The sequence below is a fragment of the Streptomyces sp. NPDC088707 genome (assembly GCF_044752725.1).
Taxonomy (GTDB): domain Bacteria; phylum Actinomycetota; class Actinomycetes; order Streptomycetales; family Streptomycetaceae; genus Streptomyces.
The window spans coordinates 24,857-41,686 of record NZ_JBIVLV010000012.1 but is presented as its reverse complement, the minus strand read 5'-3'; the positions used below and the strand labels follow the sequence as shown (position 1 = coordinate 41,686).

Here is a 16,830-nt window from a genome sequence, read left to right as displayed (position 1 = left end):
GCCGGAACGGTACTGACTTCAGGTCAGCCGCACCGCGCCCACCCCGTCGCTTGACGCAAGCACCCTCAGTGGGTTGCATACGGTCTGTGATCAAGCACCGGGCTCGTGCCACACTCAGATGTGCTGCCCCCATGACCGTCCGGCCTTCAGGAGCCGCGCCGTGGACCCGGTGATCATCGTGGGCGCGGGGCCGGTCGGCCTCGCGCTCTCCCTCGCGCTCGCCGCGCAGGGCGTGCCCAGCGTCGTCCTCGACGAGGGCTCGGGCAAGGACGAACCACGCCCCGCGCGCAGCGTCGTGCTGCGCGCCGACACGGCCGCGATGGTCGAGCGGCTCGGCTGCACCACCCTCCGTGACGAGGGAGTCCGCTGGGTCGGCTGGCGCGGCATGCGCCGCCGCCAGGTGGTCCGCCACCTCACCCTCGACCTGGGACTCGGCGGTACGGAGGAGTGGTCCGAGGACCCCGCCGCGCCCTCCGCCCCGGCCGCGCCGCTGCACATCCCGCAGCACGCCCTCGCCCGCGGGCTGCGTGCCGCCATCACCCACCAGAAGCTGATCCAGGTCGTCACCGAGGCACGCCTCGACACCATCGAGCAGGACCGCGACGGCGTCGTCGCCCACACCCGGGGCCCGGCGGGCACCTGGTGGCGCGGCAGCCACCTCGTCGGCTGCGACGGCGCCCGCTCGACCGTGCGCAAACTGCTCGGCATCCGCTTCCCGGGCCGTACGGCCGTGGAACGGCACGCCGTCGCCGCGCTCCGCACCGAACTCCCCTGGCCCGGCGAGGCCCTGCTGCACCGCCAGCCGCCGTGGCGCGGCGCCGCCGACGAGATCACCGCCCGGCCACTGCCCGACGGGGTGTGGCGGATCGACTGGCTGCTGCCGCCCCGGGGCGACCTCGTCACCCCCGACGCGCTGGTCGCCCGGATCCGCGAGACCCTGGCCGGCTGGTGCGACGGCGTGACTCCCCCGTACGAACTCATCGACACCGGCGTCCACACCCTCCACCACCGGCTCGCCCGGCGCTGGCGGGTCGACCGTGTCCTCCTCGCGGGGGACGCGGCGCACCTGCTCGGCGCGGTCGGCACCCAGGGCCTCGACGAGGGCTTGAGGGACGTCGACAACCTCGCCTGGAAACTCGCCCACACCTGGCACCACGGAGCCTCCGAGCGGCTGCTCGACAGCTACCAGAGCGAGCGGCGCGCGGCCGTCGCCCACCGACTGCGCGGCGCCGACCAGTCACTGCCGGTCCTGCGGGGCGGCGGCGGCCTGCGGACGTACCTCCCGGGGGCCGCACGCGGCCACGACGCCCTCCTGACCGACGGCCACGTGGGGCGCGGCCCGCTCGGCGCGCCCCCGGCGTACCCCCACTCCCCCCTCGCGCCTCCGTACACCGAGGGCCGGACCCCCGTCGGCACCCCGGAGGGCGCCCCGGTCGAGGACGTCCGCGTGACCGCCCCGGACGGCACGACCGTACGACTCCGGGACCGGCTGGGTCAGGGCCGTCTCCTGGTCCTCCTGGTCGCCCCCGGCACCGGGGTGTGGGACCGGCGGCACTGGCGCGGCGCCGGGGTGATGCCCCGGCTGGAAGAGGCGGTCGCCGCCCTCCCGGCGAAGGCCGAGGTCCTGGTCACGGAGGCCTACCCGGGCGCGCCCGCCCACGCCGTCCTGCTGGTACGGCCCGACGGGCATCTCGTCGCGGCCTTCGCCGGGGTCCACCCGGAGGGGCTGTACGCGGCGGCGGACGCGGCCCGCGGCGGCTCGCCGACCGACGACCCGGAGGACGTGCCGGAGACCGGGACGGACCCCGGAGCGAAGCCCGGGACCGAGGCGGGCGCGACGGCCGGGACGAAGGCCGGAGCGAAGGCCGGAGCGAAGGCCGGAGCGAAGGACGCGGCGAAGGTGGGGGCCGCCGAAGTGTCCACGGGGAGTGACCGCACAGCGGACATGCATTGATTCCCATCGGCGCGCATGGTGTACTCCGGAGCGTGACCGACACCGATGTGCGCCTGTGGCGGAGGGTCCATATGGACCTCGTCCGCTATGCGGGCTGCGTGTGTCGCCCGTCCTGCTGATCTCGCCCCTTCCCCGCGCGCGCCCCGCCATCGCCGTACGTCCAGGTACGTCCGTGTGCCGTGCTGCCGTCGCGCGCTCTCAGCGAACCCAGGACGGTCACCCGTGTCTCAACCCGCCCCCGCCCGCCCGCTGAGCGCCTCCGCCGACGCGTCCCCGGACGCCTCGGCGGGCGCTTCCACCGACTCCCGCGGCGTTCCCGCCGCCCCGCCCTCCGGCGCTCCGACAGCGACCGATCTGCTCGACTTCGTCCGGCGTACGGCGGCGGACCGGGAACTGGTCGACTCCCTGCCGCTCGACCCCGAGGGCCGTACCTGGGTACGCCTCGAAGGCCCCGGCGGCAGCGAGGCATGGCTCATCGGCTGGCCGCCCGGCACGGGCACGGGCTGGCACGACCACGCCGAGTCGCTGGGCGCCTTCGCCACCGCGCACGGCACCCTGACCGAGAACGCGCTGGCGGTCCGGCTGCCGGCCAGCGGCTGGAAGACCCTGGAACTGGCCGACGGCCTCGACCGCTCCCGCCGGCTCGGGGAGGGCGGCGGCCGTGCCTTCGGCCGTCACCATGTGCACGAGGTGCTCAACGAGTCCCCCGACACCCACGCCGTCTCGGTGCACGCCTACTACCCGCCGCTCCCGCTGATCCGGCGCTTCAGCCGGACGGGCGCGGTGCTCCGTCTCGAGCAGGTCGAACGCCCGGAGGACTGGCAGTGAGCGACAGCGACAACGACCGCGTCGGCATCGACGAGCTCCTGGAGCAGGTCAGGTCCGGCCTCGACCGGATCGAGCCGCGGACTGCCTACGAGGCGTACGAGGCGGGTGAGGCGCTTCTGGTGGACACCCGCTACGCGGCCCTGCGCGAACGGGACGGTCTGATCCCGGGCGCGCTGGTGGTGGAGCGCAACGAACTGGAATGGCGGCTGGACCCGCAGGGCAGCCACCGCGCGCCGGAGGCGACCGGCCACGACCTGCTGGTGGTGGTCCTCTGCAACGAGGGCTATGCCTCCTCCCTCGCGGCCGAGTCCCTGCGCCGGCTGGGCCTGCACCGGGCGACCGACCTGGTCGGCGGCTTCCAGGCCTGGAAGGCGGCGGGCCTTCCGGTGCTGCTGCCGGCGACCGCGGGCTGAGCCCGAACGGGACGGGACGCGTCCTTCTGATCTCCCCCGGGGATCAGAAGGACTCGTCGAGCCCGTCCGTGTCCTCGCCCTCGGCCTCCAGCGCCTGGCGGACGACGCGAAGGGCCATGCCCTCGGGATAGCCCTTGCGGGCGAGCATCCCGGCGAGCCGTCTCAGGCGCCGGTCGCGGTCGAGACCGCGGGTGGCGCGCAGCTTGCGGGCGACGAGCTCCCGCGCGGTGGCCTCCTCCTGGTCGGAGTCGAGCTGCTCCACCGCCTCCTGGATGAGCGCCGGCTCGACGCCCTTGGTCCTCAGCTCGCGGGCGAGGGCCCGCCGGGCGAGGCCCCGGCCGTGGTGGCGGGACTCCACCCAGGCCCCCGCGAAGGCGGCGTCGTCGATCAGCCCGACGTCCTCGAAGCGGGAGAGGACCTCGTCGGCCACCTCGTCGGGGATCTCCCGCTTGCGCAGTGCGTCGGCGAGCTGCTTGCGCGTGCGGGGGTTCCCGGTGAGCAGGCGCAGGCAGATCGCCCGCGCCCGCTCAGCCGGGTCCTGGGGTGACAGCTCCTTCTCGGCCCTCGACGAGTCGGGACTGTCACCCGGCCATTCGGTGCGACCGGTCACTGGTTCAGCTCTTGACCGCGGTGGCCTTGGTCGCCTTCGCGGTCTTGCTCGCGGGTGCCGGGACGCTCTTGGCGGCGTCGTCCGTGCCGGCGGTGTCCGCGGCGGCGGCCGCGTCCGTCGCCGTCTCGGGCTTGGCGGCCTCGGGCCGGACGCCGACGCCCAGCTTCTCCTTGATCTTCTTCTCGATCTCGTCGGCGAGGTCGGGGTTGTCCTTCAGGAAGTTGCGGGCGTTCTCCTTGCCCTGGCCGAGCTGGTCGCCCTCGTACGTGTACCAGGCACCGGCCTTGCGGACGAAGCCGTGCTCCACGCCCATGTCGATCAGACCGCCCTCGCGGCTGATGCCCTGGCCGTAGAGGATGTCGAACTCGGCCTGCTTGAACGGAGGCGCGACCTTGTTCTTGACGACCTTGACGCGGGTGCGGTTGCCGACCGCGTCCGTGCCGTCCTTGAGGGTCTCGATACGGCGGATGTCGAGGCGCACCGAGGCGTAGAACTTCAGGGCGCGGCCACCGGTCGTGGTCTCCGGCGAGCCGAACATCACGCCGATCTTCTCGCGGAGCTGGTTGATGAAGATCGCGGTGGTCTTGGACTGGTTGAGCGCGCTGGTGATCTTCCGGAGCGCCTGGCTCATCAGTCGGGCCTGGAGACCGACGTGGGAGTCACCCATCTCGCCCTCGATCTCCGCGCGCGGGACGAGCGCGGCGACGGAGTCGATGACGATCAGGTCGAGGGCGCCGGAGCGGACCAGCATGTCGACGATCTCGAGGGCCTGCTCGCCGTTGTCCGGCTGGGACAGGATGAGGTTGTCGATGTCGACGCCGAGCTTCTTGGCGTACTCGGGGTCGAGGGCGTGCTCGGCGTCCACGAACGCCACCTGGCCGCCGGCCTTCTGGGCGTTGGCCACCGCGTGCAGGGTCAGGGTCGTCTTGCCGGAGGACTCCGGGCCGTAGACCTCCACGACACGGCCGCGCGGCAGGCCGCCGACACCGAGGGCGATGTCGAGGGCGGTCGATCCGGTCGGGATCACCTCGATCGGCTCCTGGGTGCGGTCGCCCATGCGCATCACGGCGCCCTTGCCGAATTGGCGTTCAATCTGTGCGAGCGCGGCGTCGAGCGCCTTCTCGCGGTCGGTTCCTGCCATGGGTTCCACCCGGTTTGCTTGAGTCGATCGCTTCATGTGAAAGACGCTAACCCCTGCCACTGACAATGGGCACCGACGTCCCCTCCAGCCTGTGGACAACTCGGCGAGAATCCCGAGATTCCAAGGACCGGACTTCCATGAGAATGGATGTTCGATTTCAGTGTCAAGCACACTCTCGGGTGACACGCCGCCGTGTCGCGACGGCCCGGCGACCCCGTGATCACCGTCGACGACCCGCGGTCACGACGACCGGCGGGAGGGGCGCGGCAGTCGGCGGAAGTCCCCTCCCCATGGCCGGGCTTCGGACGCGCGGGCGGGGGCGATACTGATCGTGGCAGTCGCCTCGCACCCGACCGCTCCTGGACAGGGCGGGCCGGGCGAGGTGGGAACGCACCTTTGTCGATGTTCCGAGGGGAGCCTTCATGACCACGGCGAAAGACCTGTTCATCATCGCCATGGACCCGAGGTCGGACCGTTCCGTGGGCCAGGGCGACCTGTCGCTCGCCCTCGCGGGAGCCGAGCTGATCGACCTCCTCGGCACGGGGGCCGTCGCCGTGGACGAGGACCGCATCGTGCCGGGCGAACCGTCGGCGCCGGACGACCGGCTCCTCGGCGAGGCCGCGGCGGCACTCTCCCGCGAGGAGCCGTACGAGCTCGTCGAGGACTGGCTGTGGCGCCGCGGCCGCGACCTCTCGGCCGCGTACCGGACCGCGCTGGAGGGCGCCGGTGAGCTGACGCGGAAGCGGAGCGGCCTGCTGCCCTTCGGGCCGGAGCGCGTGGAGCCGGCCGACACGCCCGCGAGCCGCCGGGCCGCCGGCCGCTGGGAGGAGAACGAACCCGTCCTGGCCGCCCTCGCCTCGGCCGTGGGCATCGGCAGCGGACGATCCGACGAGGAACCCGGCCTCGACGACGAGGCGGTGACGACCGTGGTCGCCGTCGTCCACGACGCCGTGATGGAACTCGAAGCCGTACGCCAGAGGCGGACCATCGAGAACACCGCCTTCGCCAACATCTGGCGCGGACCCTGAGCCCTGTCCCGGTCCATGCCCTGACCCCGGCACCGGCCTCGGTGCCGTAAGCCGGTACCGGTCGCGGCAGCAGGGCACCGACGCCAGCCAGGCAGTCACGGAAGGCGCGGCCCTCCCCCTCGACCCTCGACTTCCACCGCCTTCTGTCTTCTGCCTCCTGCCTCCTGCCTCCTGTCCGGCTTCTATCTCCAACAGGCGTTGTTCCTAGAATGGCCGAATGGAGGACACGCAGGACATCGACGCGATCGCCATGCTGCAGGACCCGGTACGGCGCCGCCTGTACGAGTACGTGGTGACACAGGGCCGCGAGGTCGGGCGCAACGAGGCCGCCGAGGCCACCGGGGTGGCGCGCACGCTCGCCGCGCACCACCTGGACAAGCTGGCCGGCGCCGGGCTCCTGGAGAGCGGCAGCCGCCGCCTGACCGGCCGCTCGGGGCCCGGGGCCGGCCGCCCCGCCAAGGTCTACACGCGGGCGCGGGCCGAGCGGTCGGTGTCCCTGCCGGCCCGCGACTACCGCACCGCCGCCGAGCTGCTCGCCGAGGCCGCCGAGCAGGCCGGGCTCGACGCCGGACTCTTCGCGGCCGCACGCCGCCGGGGCGAGGAGCTGCGGGGCCCGGCGGCACCCTGCGGCGGCCTGGAGGAGGCCATGAAGACGCTGGCGGCACGCGGCTACGAACCACACCTCGAAGCAGCCGAGCACGCCGAGGACCCCACAGACGCCGAGTCCGCCGAGGACACCGCCGGCACGACCCTCCGTATGCGCAACTGCCCCTTCCACGCCGTCGCCGAACGCTTCCCACCGCTCGTCTGCGGCATGAACCTCGCCCTCCTGGAGGGCCTCCTGGGCGCGGACGGCGCCGTACGCGCGCGCATGGACGCCCGGCCGGGCGAGTGCTGCGTGGTGGTCGAGGATTCTAAAAACAACAATCATTGACATAGAAAATGCCGCCGTGCTGGGATGAGGTCATGACCGCATCCCCGCACGCCGCCGCCCACCTCGCCCAACTCAACGTCGCCACGCTCCTCCACCCCCTCGACGACCCGCGCCTGGCGCCGTTCGTCGAGCTGCTCGACCCGGTCAACGCCGCCGCCGACGGCACACCCGGCTTCGTGTGGCGGCTGGTGGAGGACGGCGCGGCCGACGCCACCGCCCTGCGCCCGGCGGGCGAGGACGTCATCGTCAACCTGTCTGTCTGGGATACCCAGGAGGCCCTGTGGGACTTCGCCTACCGCAGCGGGCACCTCGAGGTGATGCGGCGGCGGCGCGAGTGGTTCGCACGGCACGTCGAGTCGCACCTGGTGCTGTGGTGGGTCCCCGCCGGACACGTCCCGAGCGTCACCGAGGCCCTGGAGCGGCTGGCGGACCTACGGACGAACGGCCCGTCCCCGCGCGCGTTCACCTTCGCCTCCTCCTACAGCGCCACCGAGGCCGCAGAGCACTCCGAACCGACAGAGCACATCGAGGCCGCAGAGCACATCGAGGCGGCGCCTGCCGGGGATTCGCGCGTCGGCTGAGGAGTCCCGGCGAACCAAGTTGACGGCCCTGCCACGGTGCACGGGATCAGTACGGGCTACCGCGCGGTGGACAGTCTCTTCGAGACCTGCGCCGTCCTCGTGAGGGCTTCCCGGGGAGCCCCCTCGACCGGATCGCCGGTCCCCGGCCCTAGTGGGCCGCGTATCTCCGGTGCGTCGTGGCACCGGTCCTGAAGGCGTTCGCCCGCTTCGGCGTCGTCGTGGAGTGCCATCTGCAGAACACCCTGATCGCCGTGGACGCCCACGGCACCCCGTCCAGTCCGTCTTCCGCGACGCGGAGGCCGCCAAGCCGATTCCCGAGACGCTCCGTACGGCGGCATGACCAATCTGCTCTCCCGCCGGCTCCGCGCGGAAGGCACCGCGCCGCACTACCTTTCCCGGTGCCCAACCCCCTGATGACCGCCTAGGACTCCGTACCGCCCCGGCCCCGGCCCTGCCCCAGGTCCAGGTCCTGGGTCTGCTCCTACCCAAAGTCCTGGTCCGGGTCCTGGTCCTGGTCCTTGGCCATCATCGGCTCCGGCTCCGGAGTCGATTCCGGCTCCGACCTTGACTCCCGTCCCCGCCGCCGCTCCCGACGCGCCCGTACCCCCCGCACCACCCGCGTGATCCCGTACCCCAGCAGCCAGGGCAGCACGGTGATCCCCAGGACGTACACGAGGACGTAACCGAGCACGTCCTCACCGCGCTTGGGGTCGTCCCACCCGTCCATGGGCAGGATGATCACGGCCGCCGAGACCGCGACCGGCACCAGCGGCAGCAGCACCGACCACACCCGCGGCCACCACCCGGGCCGCCGGGCGCACCACACCCCCATTCCCCCCATGAGGAACGGCCCGAACGGCACCCACAGCACCACGGGCACGAACAACAACGCCCACCACTCGTCCGAGTACCCGAACATCATCGAAGCCCCCCAAGCCCGCCAAGCCCCCCGGCCCGCACGCTGTCGCCCCCGCGAACCATCGCCCGCCTATCCTTCGACGCATGCTCCTCCCCCTCCGTTCCCCGGGCGGCGGGCGTCTTTCGCCACAGGCCGCCGATGCGGTCGTGGCGGGTGTCGTCCTCCTCGTCGTCGCCGTCTGGACGCTCGTCTCCGCGCGGTACGCGAGCGAGCCCGCCATCCGTACGGTGCTCGGGTGGGTGCTCATCCTGATCGGGTGCGGAGCCCTGTACTTCCGGCGGCGGCACCCGGTCGCCGTCTCCGTCGTCACGCTGCTCGCCTGCGTCGCCTACTACCCGCTGTCCGCCCAGGACGGCCCGCTGATGATCGCGTTCGCGCTCGCGCTGTACACGACCGCCGCGGAGGGCCGCTTCGCCGCCGCCGTCGCCCTGGCCGCCGTCACCCTCCTCGCGGTCGGGCTCGGCGAGATCCGGCAGCGGCCGGGCCACCGGCAGATCGACGACACCTCGCTCGTCATGCTGGCCGGCTGGCTGATCAGCCTCGTCGCGGTGGGCCGGGCCCAGCGCACCCGGATCGCCTATCTGCACGAGGCGGAGCAGCGGGCGCTGGCCGCCGAGCGGGAGCAGGAGGCCCGGGCGCGGCAGAGCGCCACCGAGGAGCGGCTGCGGATCGCCCGGGAGGTGCACGACGTGCTCGGCCACAGCATCTCGCTGATCAACGTCCAGTCGGGTGCCGCGCTCCACCGCCTCGGCAAGGGGCCCGCGCCGGAGGCCGGGCTCGCCACCGCCACCGAGGCCCTGGAGGCGGTGAAGGCCACCAGCAAGGACGCGCTGCGCGAGCTGCGGGCCACCCTCGGGGTCCTGCGCAGCACCGACGAGCCGACGCCCACGGCCCCGTCGTCCTCGGGTCTCGCGCTCCTCGGCGATCTCGCGTCACGCGCGCGTAGTGCCGGCCTCGATGTCCGTACGGACGTCACGGGCACGCCCGTGCCCCTTCCGCCGCCCGTCGACCTTGCCGCGTACCGGATCGTGCAGGAGTCGCTGACGAACGTCACCCGCCACGCGGGCGCGAGGACCGTCCGCATCACCCTCGACTGGGGCACGGACGCGGTGCGGTTGCGGATTGCGGACGACGGCGAGGGCGCGCCGGAGGGTCGTGCCCTCGGCAGCGGTATCCGGGGCATGGCCGAGCGGGCCCGGGCGTTCGGCGGCGAACTGACCGCCCGGAATGGGGACGGCGGAGGTTTCCTGGTGGACGCCCGACTGCCGGTCCCACGACCCGGCGCACCCGAACCCACCGCTTCCGAACCGACCACGTCCGAACCGACCACGCCCGGACCGACAACGTCCGAACCGACCACGCCCGAACCGACCACGTCCGAACCCACTGCCTCCGACAGCGCCAAGTCCGAGAGGGACCCGCGATGATCCGTGTCGTGCTCGCCGACGACCAGACCCTGGTCCGGGCCGGCTTCCGGTCGATCCTCTCCGGCGAGGACGACCTCCAGGTCGTCGGAGAGGCCGGGGACGGGGAGCAGGCGATCGCGCTCGCCCGCGAACTGCGCCCGGACGTGGTCCTGATGGACATCCGCATGCCGGTCCTCGACGGCCTTGAGGCCACCCGCCGCATCACCTCCGACGAGCGGCTCGAAGGGGTGCGGGTGGTCATCCTGACCACCTTCGACGCGGACGACCACGTGTACGGGGCGCTCCGCGCGGGCGCGTCGGGCTTCCTGGTGAAGGACACCGAGCCGATGGAACTGCTGCACGCGGTACGGGTCGTGGCGCGCGGCGACGCGCTGATCGCCCCGGCCGTGACGCGCCGCCTGATCGCCGAGTTCGCGGGCCGGGCCGACCGGCAGCCGGACCCGAGCCCCCGGCTCAACGCCCTCACCGAGCGGGAGCGCGAGGTCCTCGGCCTCGTGGGCGCCGGGCTCTCGAACGACGAGATCGCCGGCCGCCTCGTCCTGTCCCCCGCGACCGCGAAGACCCATGTCAGCAGGATCATGACCAAGCTGGCCGTCCGGGACCGGGCGCAGCTGGTGATCCTGGCGTACGAGTCGGGGATGATCACGCCGGGCTGGCTCGCCTGACCCGGGGCCGGCCGGCTCGGCAGCGGCGCCCCGCCCCCTAGGGGGCGGGAACCGCTCCGCACAACTCACGGGGTACGCGCGCGTGGGCGGGCACAACCGCCGGGGTACGGCCACTGTCCACCCGGGGGTGACGCCTGCCGCCTGACCGTACGCCGACGCTGATCGGGTGAACCAGGACGTACTCGATCTCGCGCGGCTGCAGTTCGCTCTCACTGCGGGCGGCCACTTCCTCTTCGTCGCCCTCACCCTGGGGCTCGCGACCGTCGTCGCCGTGCTCCAGACACGGGCGACGTTCAGCCGGAAGCCGCTCCACGCGCGCATGGTGCGGTTCTGGGGCCAGCTGTACGTGATCAACTACGCGGTCGGCATCGTCACCGGTCTGGTGATGGAGTTCCAGTTCGGCATGGCGTGGAGCGGACTCACCCACGAGGCGGGCAACATCCTCGGGGCCTCGCTCGCCGTCGAGACGATCGTGGCGTTCTTCGTCGAGTCGACCTTCCTCGGCCTGTGGATCTTCGGCTGGAACCGGCTCAACCGCTGGGCCCACCTGGCGGCGATCTGGATCGTCGTCCTGACCGCCTACGTCTCGGCGTACTGGATCCTCGTCTCCAACGGCTTCCTCAACCACCCCGTGGGGTACGGCTCCGAGAACGGCGAGCTCGTCCTCGACGACCCGGTCGCGGTGCTGACCAACCCCTCCGCGCTGCTCGCCTTCGGTCACATCGTGGCGGGCGCGCTGCTCACAGCGGGGTTCTTCATGGCCGGGGTGAGCGCGTACCACCTGTTCCGGCGCAGCCCGGAGTGGGAGTTCTTCGGTCGCAGCCTGCGGATCGGGGTTTTCCTCTCGGCGCCCGCGCTGATGGTGACCGCCGTCTTCGGCGGGGTGCAGTTCGCCGTCATCGACGCCTTCCAGCCGATGAAGTCGGCCGTGTTCAGTGGGAAGACCGCGGAGATCGCGCGGGTCCAGGCAGAGCTGACGGAACGATTCGGGCCTGGTGACCACGTGCCTTCGGAGGCGTGGACCCGGGGCGGCGCCCTGGTGATGCTGATCTGCTTCGCGCTGATGATGTACCTGTGCTTCGCCGGGGTGATCCTGGCCGCCTTCAGGAAGGTCGTCTTCCGGTTCCGCCTGTGGCACATCGTTCTGATGGCGGCCGTCCCGCTGCCGTACATCGCGATGATCAGCGGCTGGGTGTTCCGGGAGTCCGGACGGCAGCCCTGGGTGGTCTACGGACTGCTCAAGACGGAGGACGCGGTCTCGGATCTCTCCCCCGGCACGATGCGCCTCTCCCTCACCGTCTTCACCACGGTCTTCGCCCTGCTCGCCGTCCTCAACGCCTGGCTCCTCACCCGCCACGCCCGCCGTGGCCCGGTCGACGCCGGACTCGGCCACGACGAACGTCCCGCCGAGGGCGGGGGCGGGGACCGTGACGGCGACCGCGACCGTGATCGCGACCGGGGCGGGGACGGGGACGGCCACGACGGCGAGGGCGGAACCCCCGACCCGGCCGACGCCCTCCCGGCCCCCCGCTACTGAACCGTCGGCCCCCTCCTCCCCCTCCCCCCTGCCCCCTGCCCTCGGAGTCCCTGTGGAGACCCTGGCCATCGCCCTTCTCGCCTTCTTCGCGGCGGGCTGGTTCGTCCTCGCGGGCGCGGACGTCGGCACCGGCATGCTCACGCCCTGGCTCGGCCGGAACGACCACGAGCGGCGGCTGGTCCTCGCCTCGTTCGCCCCGTTCTTCCTGGGCAACGAGGTCTGGCTCGTGGCCACCGTCGGCGTCCTCGTCGGCTGTTTTCCCGCCCTCGAAGGCGAGCTCCTGAGCGGCCAGTTCCCGGTCCTCGTGGCGCTGCTGGCCGGCTGGATCGCCCGCGACGCCGGACTCTGGTCCCGCGTCCGCGGTCCGGGTCCGCGCTGGCGCGCGGCCTGCGACGCGGGGGTGACCTGCGGGAGCTGGACCGTCGCCCTGTCCTGGGGGTGGCTGCTCGCGGCCCTGCTGACCGGACGGCCGTACACGCCCGCGACCGGCGCGACGGCCCTCCTCACCGCGCTCGCCGTGGCCGCGCTGTTCGCCGCGCACGGGCTCGGTTTCGCCACACTCCGGCTCACGGGACTGCCGTACGAGCGCGCCCGCAGGCTGGTCGGACGTGCCGGGCGCCCCTGGCAGTCCTTCGCTCTCACCGCGGTCCTGATGGGAGGGCTGCCGCTCTGGGCGGGCACCGCGCTGCCGCTGACCGAACGGGCGGCGTCCGCCGCCACGCTCGCCCTGCTCGTCCCCACCCTGCTGGTCGTCACGCCGCTGCTCGTGGCCGTCCAGGCGTGGATCTGGCACACCTTCCGGCACCGGGTCACCGGACCGTCGTACCTCTGAGGCGCGGGCCCAGGAGTCACCCGAGGCGTGGGCTCAGGAGTCCTCGGGCCGGGACCGCCCGGGCCCGGGTTCCTCGGCCGGACGGTCCTGCGCGGCCTCCCTCTCCTTCTCCTTCTTGTGGTGAAGGGCCTTCTGCAGCCGCGCCACCACGGCCTCCCCGTACCGCCGGTGACCGTGCACGCGCGGGTCGTCCGTCACGTCGTACCGCTTCACATAGGCGCCCAGGAAGGCCTGGAGGGTGGCGACGGCCGGGATGGCGATCAGCGCGCCGACGACGCCGAGCAGCGCCGTCCCCGCGATGACCGAGCCGAAGGCCACCGCCGGGTGGATGTCCACCGTCTTCGAGGTGAGCTTCGGCTGGAGCAGGTAGTTCTCGAACTGCTGGTAGATCACGACGAAGCCGAGCACCCACAGCGCGTACCAGGGGTTCACGGTGAAGGCGATCAGCATCGGCAGCGCGCCGGCCAGGTACGTGCCGATGGTCGGGATGAACTGCGAGACCAGACCGACCCACACCGCGAGCGCGGGCGCGTACGGCACCCCGAGGATCTCGAAGAGCACGAAGTGCGCGACACCGGAGATGAGGGCCATCAGCCCGCGCGAGTACAGATAGCCGCCGGTCTTGTCGACCGCGATCTCCCAGGCCCGCAGCACCTCCGTCTGCCGGGCGGGCGGCAGGACGGAGCAGAGCGCGCGCCGCAGCCTGGGCCCGTCGGCCGCGAAGTAGAACGCGAACAGGAAGATCGTCAGCAGCCGGAACAGGCCGCCGAGGACAGTGGCGGAGACGTCGAGAACGCCGGACGCGCTGTTCTGGACGTACTTCTGCAGCCAGTCGGAGCTCAGGACGCTGTCCTGGACCTCGACCCGCGACAGGTCCGTGTGGAAGGTCTGGTTGATCCAGTTGATCAGCGAGTCGAGGTACTTGGGGAAGTTCTCGACCATGTCCACGATCTGGCCGGCGAGCATCGACCCCAGGAGGACGACGAAGCCGACGCTGAAGATCAGGACGGCGAGGGAGACGAGGAAGGTGGCGAGCCCCCGGCGCATCCCGCGCGCCGCCATGCGCCCGACCGCCGGTTCGATGGCGAGGGCGAGGAAGAAGGCGAGCAGGATGTTGACGAGGAGGCCGACCAGCTGGTGGAAGGCCCAGCTGCCGAGGAGGAAGACGGAGTAGAGCGCGAGGGCCAGGATGATCGCGCGCGGCAGCCACCGCGGCATCCGGGCCGCCTCGGCGGCGGGCACGGCCGCGCGGCCGCCGTCGTCGCCTCTGCCACCGGTCGCCGTCGCGGGGACGACGGAGCCGGCCGATCCGGTCGCCCCGGCCGATCCGGCCGAGGCGACCGGCCCGGCCGCTCCAGTCGACCCAGCCGGTCCGGCCGGTCCAGCCGGTCGGGCCGACCCGTTCGGGACGGTCGGATCCGTCGATGCGGTCAGGTCGGAGCCGTCGGTGCCGTCGGAGTCGGAGGGGCCGTCGATGTCGTCAGTCGGAGGAGCCACCCCGCCAGTCTCGCGCACCGCACGGACATTCCACCCCGGACCCCCCACATCCCCTTCGGTCACCGGCCGCGACCGAGGGGGTCACTGTTTGTCGGCGGGTACGTCGACGGCCGCGCAGACGGCCCGCCACACGTCCTTCGTCTCCCAGCCGGAATCCAGCGCCTCGTGCACCGTCCGGCCTCCGAGCTCGGCCATCACGTGGTCACGCGCGAAGGACTCGGCGTACGACGCACCGAAGTGGTCCGCCATCCGTTCCCAGAAAATCGTCAACCGCATGACCCCAGTATCACGCTCCCAAGAGTGCAGCCCGCTCCGTAGCCCTTGTCACCGCGACTTTCCGCCCTACGGTCGGAGCATGGCCGAAAAACCACTCTCCTCCCCGTCAGCGAGCCCCCTGGCCCGTGCCGAGCGCTTCATCTGGCTGACGGCCCGCGTCCTGGAACAGCGCCGGTTCGCCTACCACTTCCTGCGCGGTGGCGCGGATCAGGTGGAGACGGCCCTCTCGGCGTACCTCAACGAGGACGGCGGCTACGGCCACGCACTCGAACCCGATCTCCGCGGGCCGGTCAGCCAGCCCCTGCACACCGCGCACGGGCTGCGGGTGCTGGACTCCATCGGCCGCTGCGGCGGGCTGCGCGTGGAGCGGATCTGCCGCTACCTCACGGACGTGTCCACCCACGAGGGCGCGCTGCCGGCGATCCACCCGTCGCAGCGCGCCTATCCGTCCGCGCCGTTCGTCCCGGTCGTCGACTCCCCGCCGAGCGCGCTGCTCACGACCGGGCCGGTGGTCGGGGTGCTGCATCGCAACCAGGTCTGGCACGCGTGGCTCTTCCGGGCGACCGAGTTCTGCTGGTCGGCGGTGGAGTCCCTGGAGAAGTCCCATCCGTACGAGGTGCAGGCGGCCGTCGCCTTCCTCGACGGGGCCCCTGACCGCGCGCGTGCGGAGGCCGCCGCCGATCGCCTCGGCCGCATGGTCCGGGAGCAGCGGCTCGCCGTACTGGACCCGGACCAGGAGGAGGACTACCCGGTGTCGGACGGGTACGCGCCGGGGGAGCTGCACTTCCCGCACGACTACGCGCGCGTGCCGGACTCCCTGGCGACCCGCTGGTTCACCGAGGAGGAGATGACCCGCTCGCTCGACCGGCTCGCGGCCGACCAGCAGGAGGACGGGGGCTGGCCGATCCGCTGGCGCACCTGGGCCCCCGGCACGGCTCTGGAGTGCCGCCCGATGATCACGGTCGAGGCCCTCCGCACGCTCCGCGCCCACGGCCGCCCGATCGAATGACCTCCGGACCGCCCGCAAGCACCAGCCTCGGAGGCCGGGCGAGCAGGGACCTCGGAGGCCGGGCAAGCACGAGCCTCGGAGGCGCCGGGCAAGCACGGCCCTCGATCGGAGCGCCCTCCGCCGGAGGTCACCAGCCCAGCGCCCGTACCCCCGCCGTCACGGCGACGGCCGCGCCCACCACGACCAGGAACGGTGCGCGCAGGACGAGGGCGACCGCCGCCGCGGCGAGGCCGGCGGCGCGGGCGTCCAGGACGACGGTTCCGCCCGTGCTGAAGGTCTGCTGCGCGGTGAGCGCGGCGAGCAGCGCCACGGGGAGCAGGGCGGCGAGCCGCTGGACGAGCGGGCGCTCCAGGGCTCCGGCGGGTACGAGCAGGCCTGCCAGCTTGACCAGGTAGCACCCGGCCGCGGTCAGGGCGATCGCGATCCAGACGTTCATCGGGAGTCCTTCTCTCGTCCGGCGGGGCCCATCCGGCGGCCCTGGAACCAGAGCACCAGGGGCGCGGCGAGGGCCGCCGCGAGGACCGGGACGCCGGCGGGCAGCACGGGCAGCAGCCCGAGGCCCAGCAGGACGGCGATCCCGGCGGTGGCCCGTTCGGTCGCGGACTTCAGCATGGGGGCGAGCAGGGCCAGGAAGACGGCGGGTCCGGCCGCGTCGAGCCCCCAGGCCGCGGTGTCGCCGATCGCCTCGGCGCCGAGCGCCCCGAGGAGGGTGGTGGCGTTCCACAGGACGTACAGCGTGAGCCCGGTGACGGTGAAGCCGATGCGGGCGGCCCGGCGGGTCGGCTGCGCGAGGGAGACGGCCGTGGTCTCGTCGATCACCCAGTGCGCGGCGAACGGCCTGACGGCCTTCGGCACGGCGAGGAGCTGGGAGAGCCGCAGCCCGTAGAAGGCGTTCCTGGTGCCGAGGAAGAACGCCCCGGCGGCGGCCGTGAAGGGGTTGCCGCCGGCGGCGAGCGCTCCGACCAGGGCGAACTGCGAGGCGCCGGTGAAGACGAGCAGGCTGAGGACACAGGTCTGCAGGACGCTGAGTCCGGAGCCGGCCGAGGTCACGCCGAAGGCGAAGCCGGAGAGCCCGACGGCGACGCCGACCCCGAGTGCGTCGCGGACGACGGCCGCGTCGGGTTTGGTCGGTGTGCCGTCGCGTATGACGGGAGGTGCTGTCTGTTCTGCCACGTCAGG

General features: G+C 72.8%; 20 protein-coding genes. 13 read left to right on the top strand and 7 right to left on the bottom strand.

Annotated features, from left to right (window positions below; genetic code table 11):
* Positions 1–160 precede the first annotated feature (160 nt).
* The 4 genes from ACIP84_RS31000 to ACIP84_RS30985 all read left to right on the top strand — a co-directional run bounded on the left by ACIP84_RS31000 (position 161) and on the right by ACIP84_RS30985 (position 3,195).
* Entirely contained in the window at positions 161–1,954 is a 1,794-nt protein-coding gene (locus tag ACIP84_RS31000; protein ID WP_401802302.1) for an FAD-dependent monooxygenase, read from the top strand.
* Between the two features lie 32 nt (positions 1,955–1,986).
* A complete protein-coding gene (locus ACIP84_RS30995; protein ID WP_311605579.1) occupies positions 1,987–2,073 on the top strand; it encodes a putative leader peptide in 87 nt (28 codons plus the stop codon).
* Positions 2,074–2,203: 130 nt separating this feature from the next.
* Complete coding sequence (locus tag ACIP84_RS30990) at positions 2,204–2,782, top strand: cysteine dioxygenase (RefSeq protein ID WP_401802605.1); 579 nt, start codon at positions 2,204–2,206, stop codon at positions 2,780–2,782.
* Complete coding sequence (locus ACIP84_RS30985; protein ID WP_401802299.1) at positions 2,779–3,195, top strand: rhodanese-like domain-containing protein; 417 nt, start codon at positions 2,779–2,781, stop codon at positions 3,193–3,195. The genes ACIP84_RS30990 and ACIP84_RS30985 overlap by 4 nt, the downstream gene beginning before the upstream one ends.
* A gap of 43 nt (positions 3,196–3,238) precedes the next feature.
* Here ACIP84_RS30985 and recX read toward each other — a convergent pair whose 3' ends face one another.
* Together recX and recA are read right to left on the bottom strand one after the other, a co-directional pair.
* Positions 3,239–3,805 (bottom strand): recombination regulator RecX, encoded by a 567-nt coding sequence (gene recX, locus ACIP84_RS30980; protein ID WP_355959699.1) that lies wholly within the window; start codon positions 3,803–3,805, stop codon positions 3,239–3,241.
* A gap of 4 nt (positions 3,806–3,809) precedes the next feature.
* Complete coding sequence (gene recA, locus ACIP84_RS30975) at positions 3,810–4,946, bottom strand: recombinase RecA (RefSeq protein WP_355959701.1); 1,137 nt, start codon at positions 4,944–4,946, stop codon at positions 3,810–3,812.
* A gap of 422 nt (positions 4,947–5,368) precedes the next feature.
* Here recA and ACIP84_RS30970 point away from each other — a divergent pair, with 422 nt between their 5' ends.
* From ACIP84_RS30970 to ACIP84_RS30955, 4 genes are all read left to right on the top strand, one after another.
* Complete coding sequence (locus tag ACIP84_RS30970) at positions 5,369–5,974, top strand: GPP34 family phosphoprotein (RefSeq protein ID WP_355959704.1); 606 nt, start codon at positions 5,369–5,371, stop codon at positions 5,972–5,974.
* A gap of 217 nt (positions 5,975–6,191) precedes the next feature.
* Complete coding sequence (locus ACIP84_RS30965; RefSeq protein WP_401802296.1) at positions 6,192–6,908, top strand: helix-turn-helix transcriptional regulator; 717 nt, start codon at positions 6,192–6,194, stop codon at positions 6,906–6,908.
* A 32-nt stretch (positions 6,909–6,940) separates the two neighbouring features.
* On the top strand, positions 6,941–7,489 hold the full coding sequence (locus tag ACIP84_RS30960) for a DUF3291 domain-containing protein (RefSeq protein ID WP_401802293.1): 549 nt from the start codon (positions 6,941–6,943) through the stop codon (positions 7,487–7,489).
* A gap of 176 nt (positions 7,490–7,665) precedes the next feature.
* A complete protein-coding gene (locus ACIP84_RS30955) occupies positions 7,666–7,914 on the top strand; it encodes a hypothetical protein (protein WP_401802290.1) in 249 nt (82 codons plus the stop codon).
* 56 nt (positions 7,915–7,970) lie between these two features.
* Here the strand turns inward: ACIP84_RS30955 and ACIP84_RS30950 are convergent, their stop codons facing one another.
* Positions 7,971–8,411, bottom strand: coding sequence for a hypothetical protein (locus ACIP84_RS30950; RefSeq protein WP_401802287.1), 441 nt, complete (start codon positions 8,409–8,411; stop codon positions 7,971–7,973).
* Positions 8,412–8,491: 80 nt separating this feature from the next.
* On the opposite strand from ACIP84_RS30950, the gene ACIP84_RS30945 reads away from it, so the two are divergent.
* From ACIP84_RS30945 to ACIP84_RS30930, 4 genes are all read left to right on the top strand, one after another.
* Positions 8,492–9,835 carry a sensor histidine kinase gene (locus ACIP84_RS30945; RefSeq protein WP_401802284.1) on the top strand — a complete coding sequence of 448 codons (1,344 nt, stop codon included), beginning with the start codon at positions 8,492–8,494 and terminating at the stop codon, positions 9,833–9,835.
* The gene (locus ACIP84_RS30940) at positions 9,832–10,500 is read left to right on the top strand and encodes a response regulator transcription factor (protein ID WP_355959717.1); all 669 of its coding nucleotides are present in this window, start codon (positions 9,832–9,834) and stop codon (positions 10,498–10,500) included. The genes ACIP84_RS30945 and ACIP84_RS30940 overlap by 4 nt, the downstream gene beginning before the upstream one ends.
* A gap of 166 nt (positions 10,501–10,666) precedes the next feature.
* Positions 10,667–12,037: a cytochrome ubiquinol oxidase subunit I gene (locus ACIP84_RS30935; RefSeq protein ID WP_401802282.1), complete on the top strand. Its 1,371-nt coding sequence runs from the start codon at positions 10,667–10,669 to the stop codon at positions 12,035–12,037.
* Between the two features lie 52 nt (positions 12,038–12,089).
* Positions 12,090–12,869, top strand: coding sequence for a cytochrome d ubiquinol oxidase subunit II (locus tag ACIP84_RS30930; protein ID WP_401802279.1), 780 nt, complete (start codon positions 12,090–12,092; stop codon positions 12,867–12,869).
* A 33-nt stretch (positions 12,870–12,902) separates the two neighbouring features.
* On the opposite strand, the gene ACIP84_RS30925 is transcribed toward ACIP84_RS30930, so the two are convergent.
* Both ACIP84_RS30925 and ACIP84_RS30920 read right to left on the bottom strand, forming a co-directional pair.
* Entirely contained in the window at positions 12,903–14,087 is a 1,185-nt protein-coding gene (locus tag ACIP84_RS30925; RefSeq protein WP_355959769.1) for an AI-2E family transporter, read from the bottom strand.
* 360 nt (positions 14,088–14,447) lie between these two features.
* Positions 14,448–14,642 (bottom strand): DUF3046 domain-containing protein, encoded by a 195-nt coding sequence (locus tag ACIP84_RS30920; RefSeq protein WP_055601380.1) that lies wholly within the window; start codon positions 14,640–14,642, stop codon positions 14,448–14,450.
* A 79-nt stretch (positions 14,643–14,721) separates the two neighbouring features.
* Between ACIP84_RS30920 and ACIP84_RS30915 the strand changes: the two genes are divergently transcribed.
* Complete coding sequence (locus tag ACIP84_RS30915) at positions 14,722–15,651, top strand: hypothetical protein (protein WP_401802276.1); 930 nt, start codon at positions 14,722–14,724, stop codon at positions 15,649–15,651.
* Between the two features lie 127 nt (positions 15,652–15,778).
* Here ACIP84_RS30915 and ACIP84_RS30910 read toward each other — a convergent pair whose 3' ends face one another.
* Together ACIP84_RS30910 and ACIP84_RS30905 are read right to left on the bottom strand one after the other, a co-directional pair.
* Positions 15,779–16,087 (bottom strand): AzlD domain-containing protein, encoded by a 309-nt coding sequence (locus ACIP84_RS30910; protein WP_055601382.1) that lies wholly within the window; start codon positions 16,085–16,087, stop codon positions 15,779–15,781.
* A complete protein-coding gene (locus ACIP84_RS30905) occupies positions 16,084–16,824 on the bottom strand; it encodes an AzlC family ABC transporter permease (RefSeq protein WP_266969859.1) in 741 nt (246 codons plus the stop codon). The genes ACIP84_RS30910 and ACIP84_RS30905 overlap by 4 nt, the downstream gene beginning before the upstream one ends.
* Positions 16,825–16,830: the final 6 nt, after the last annotated feature.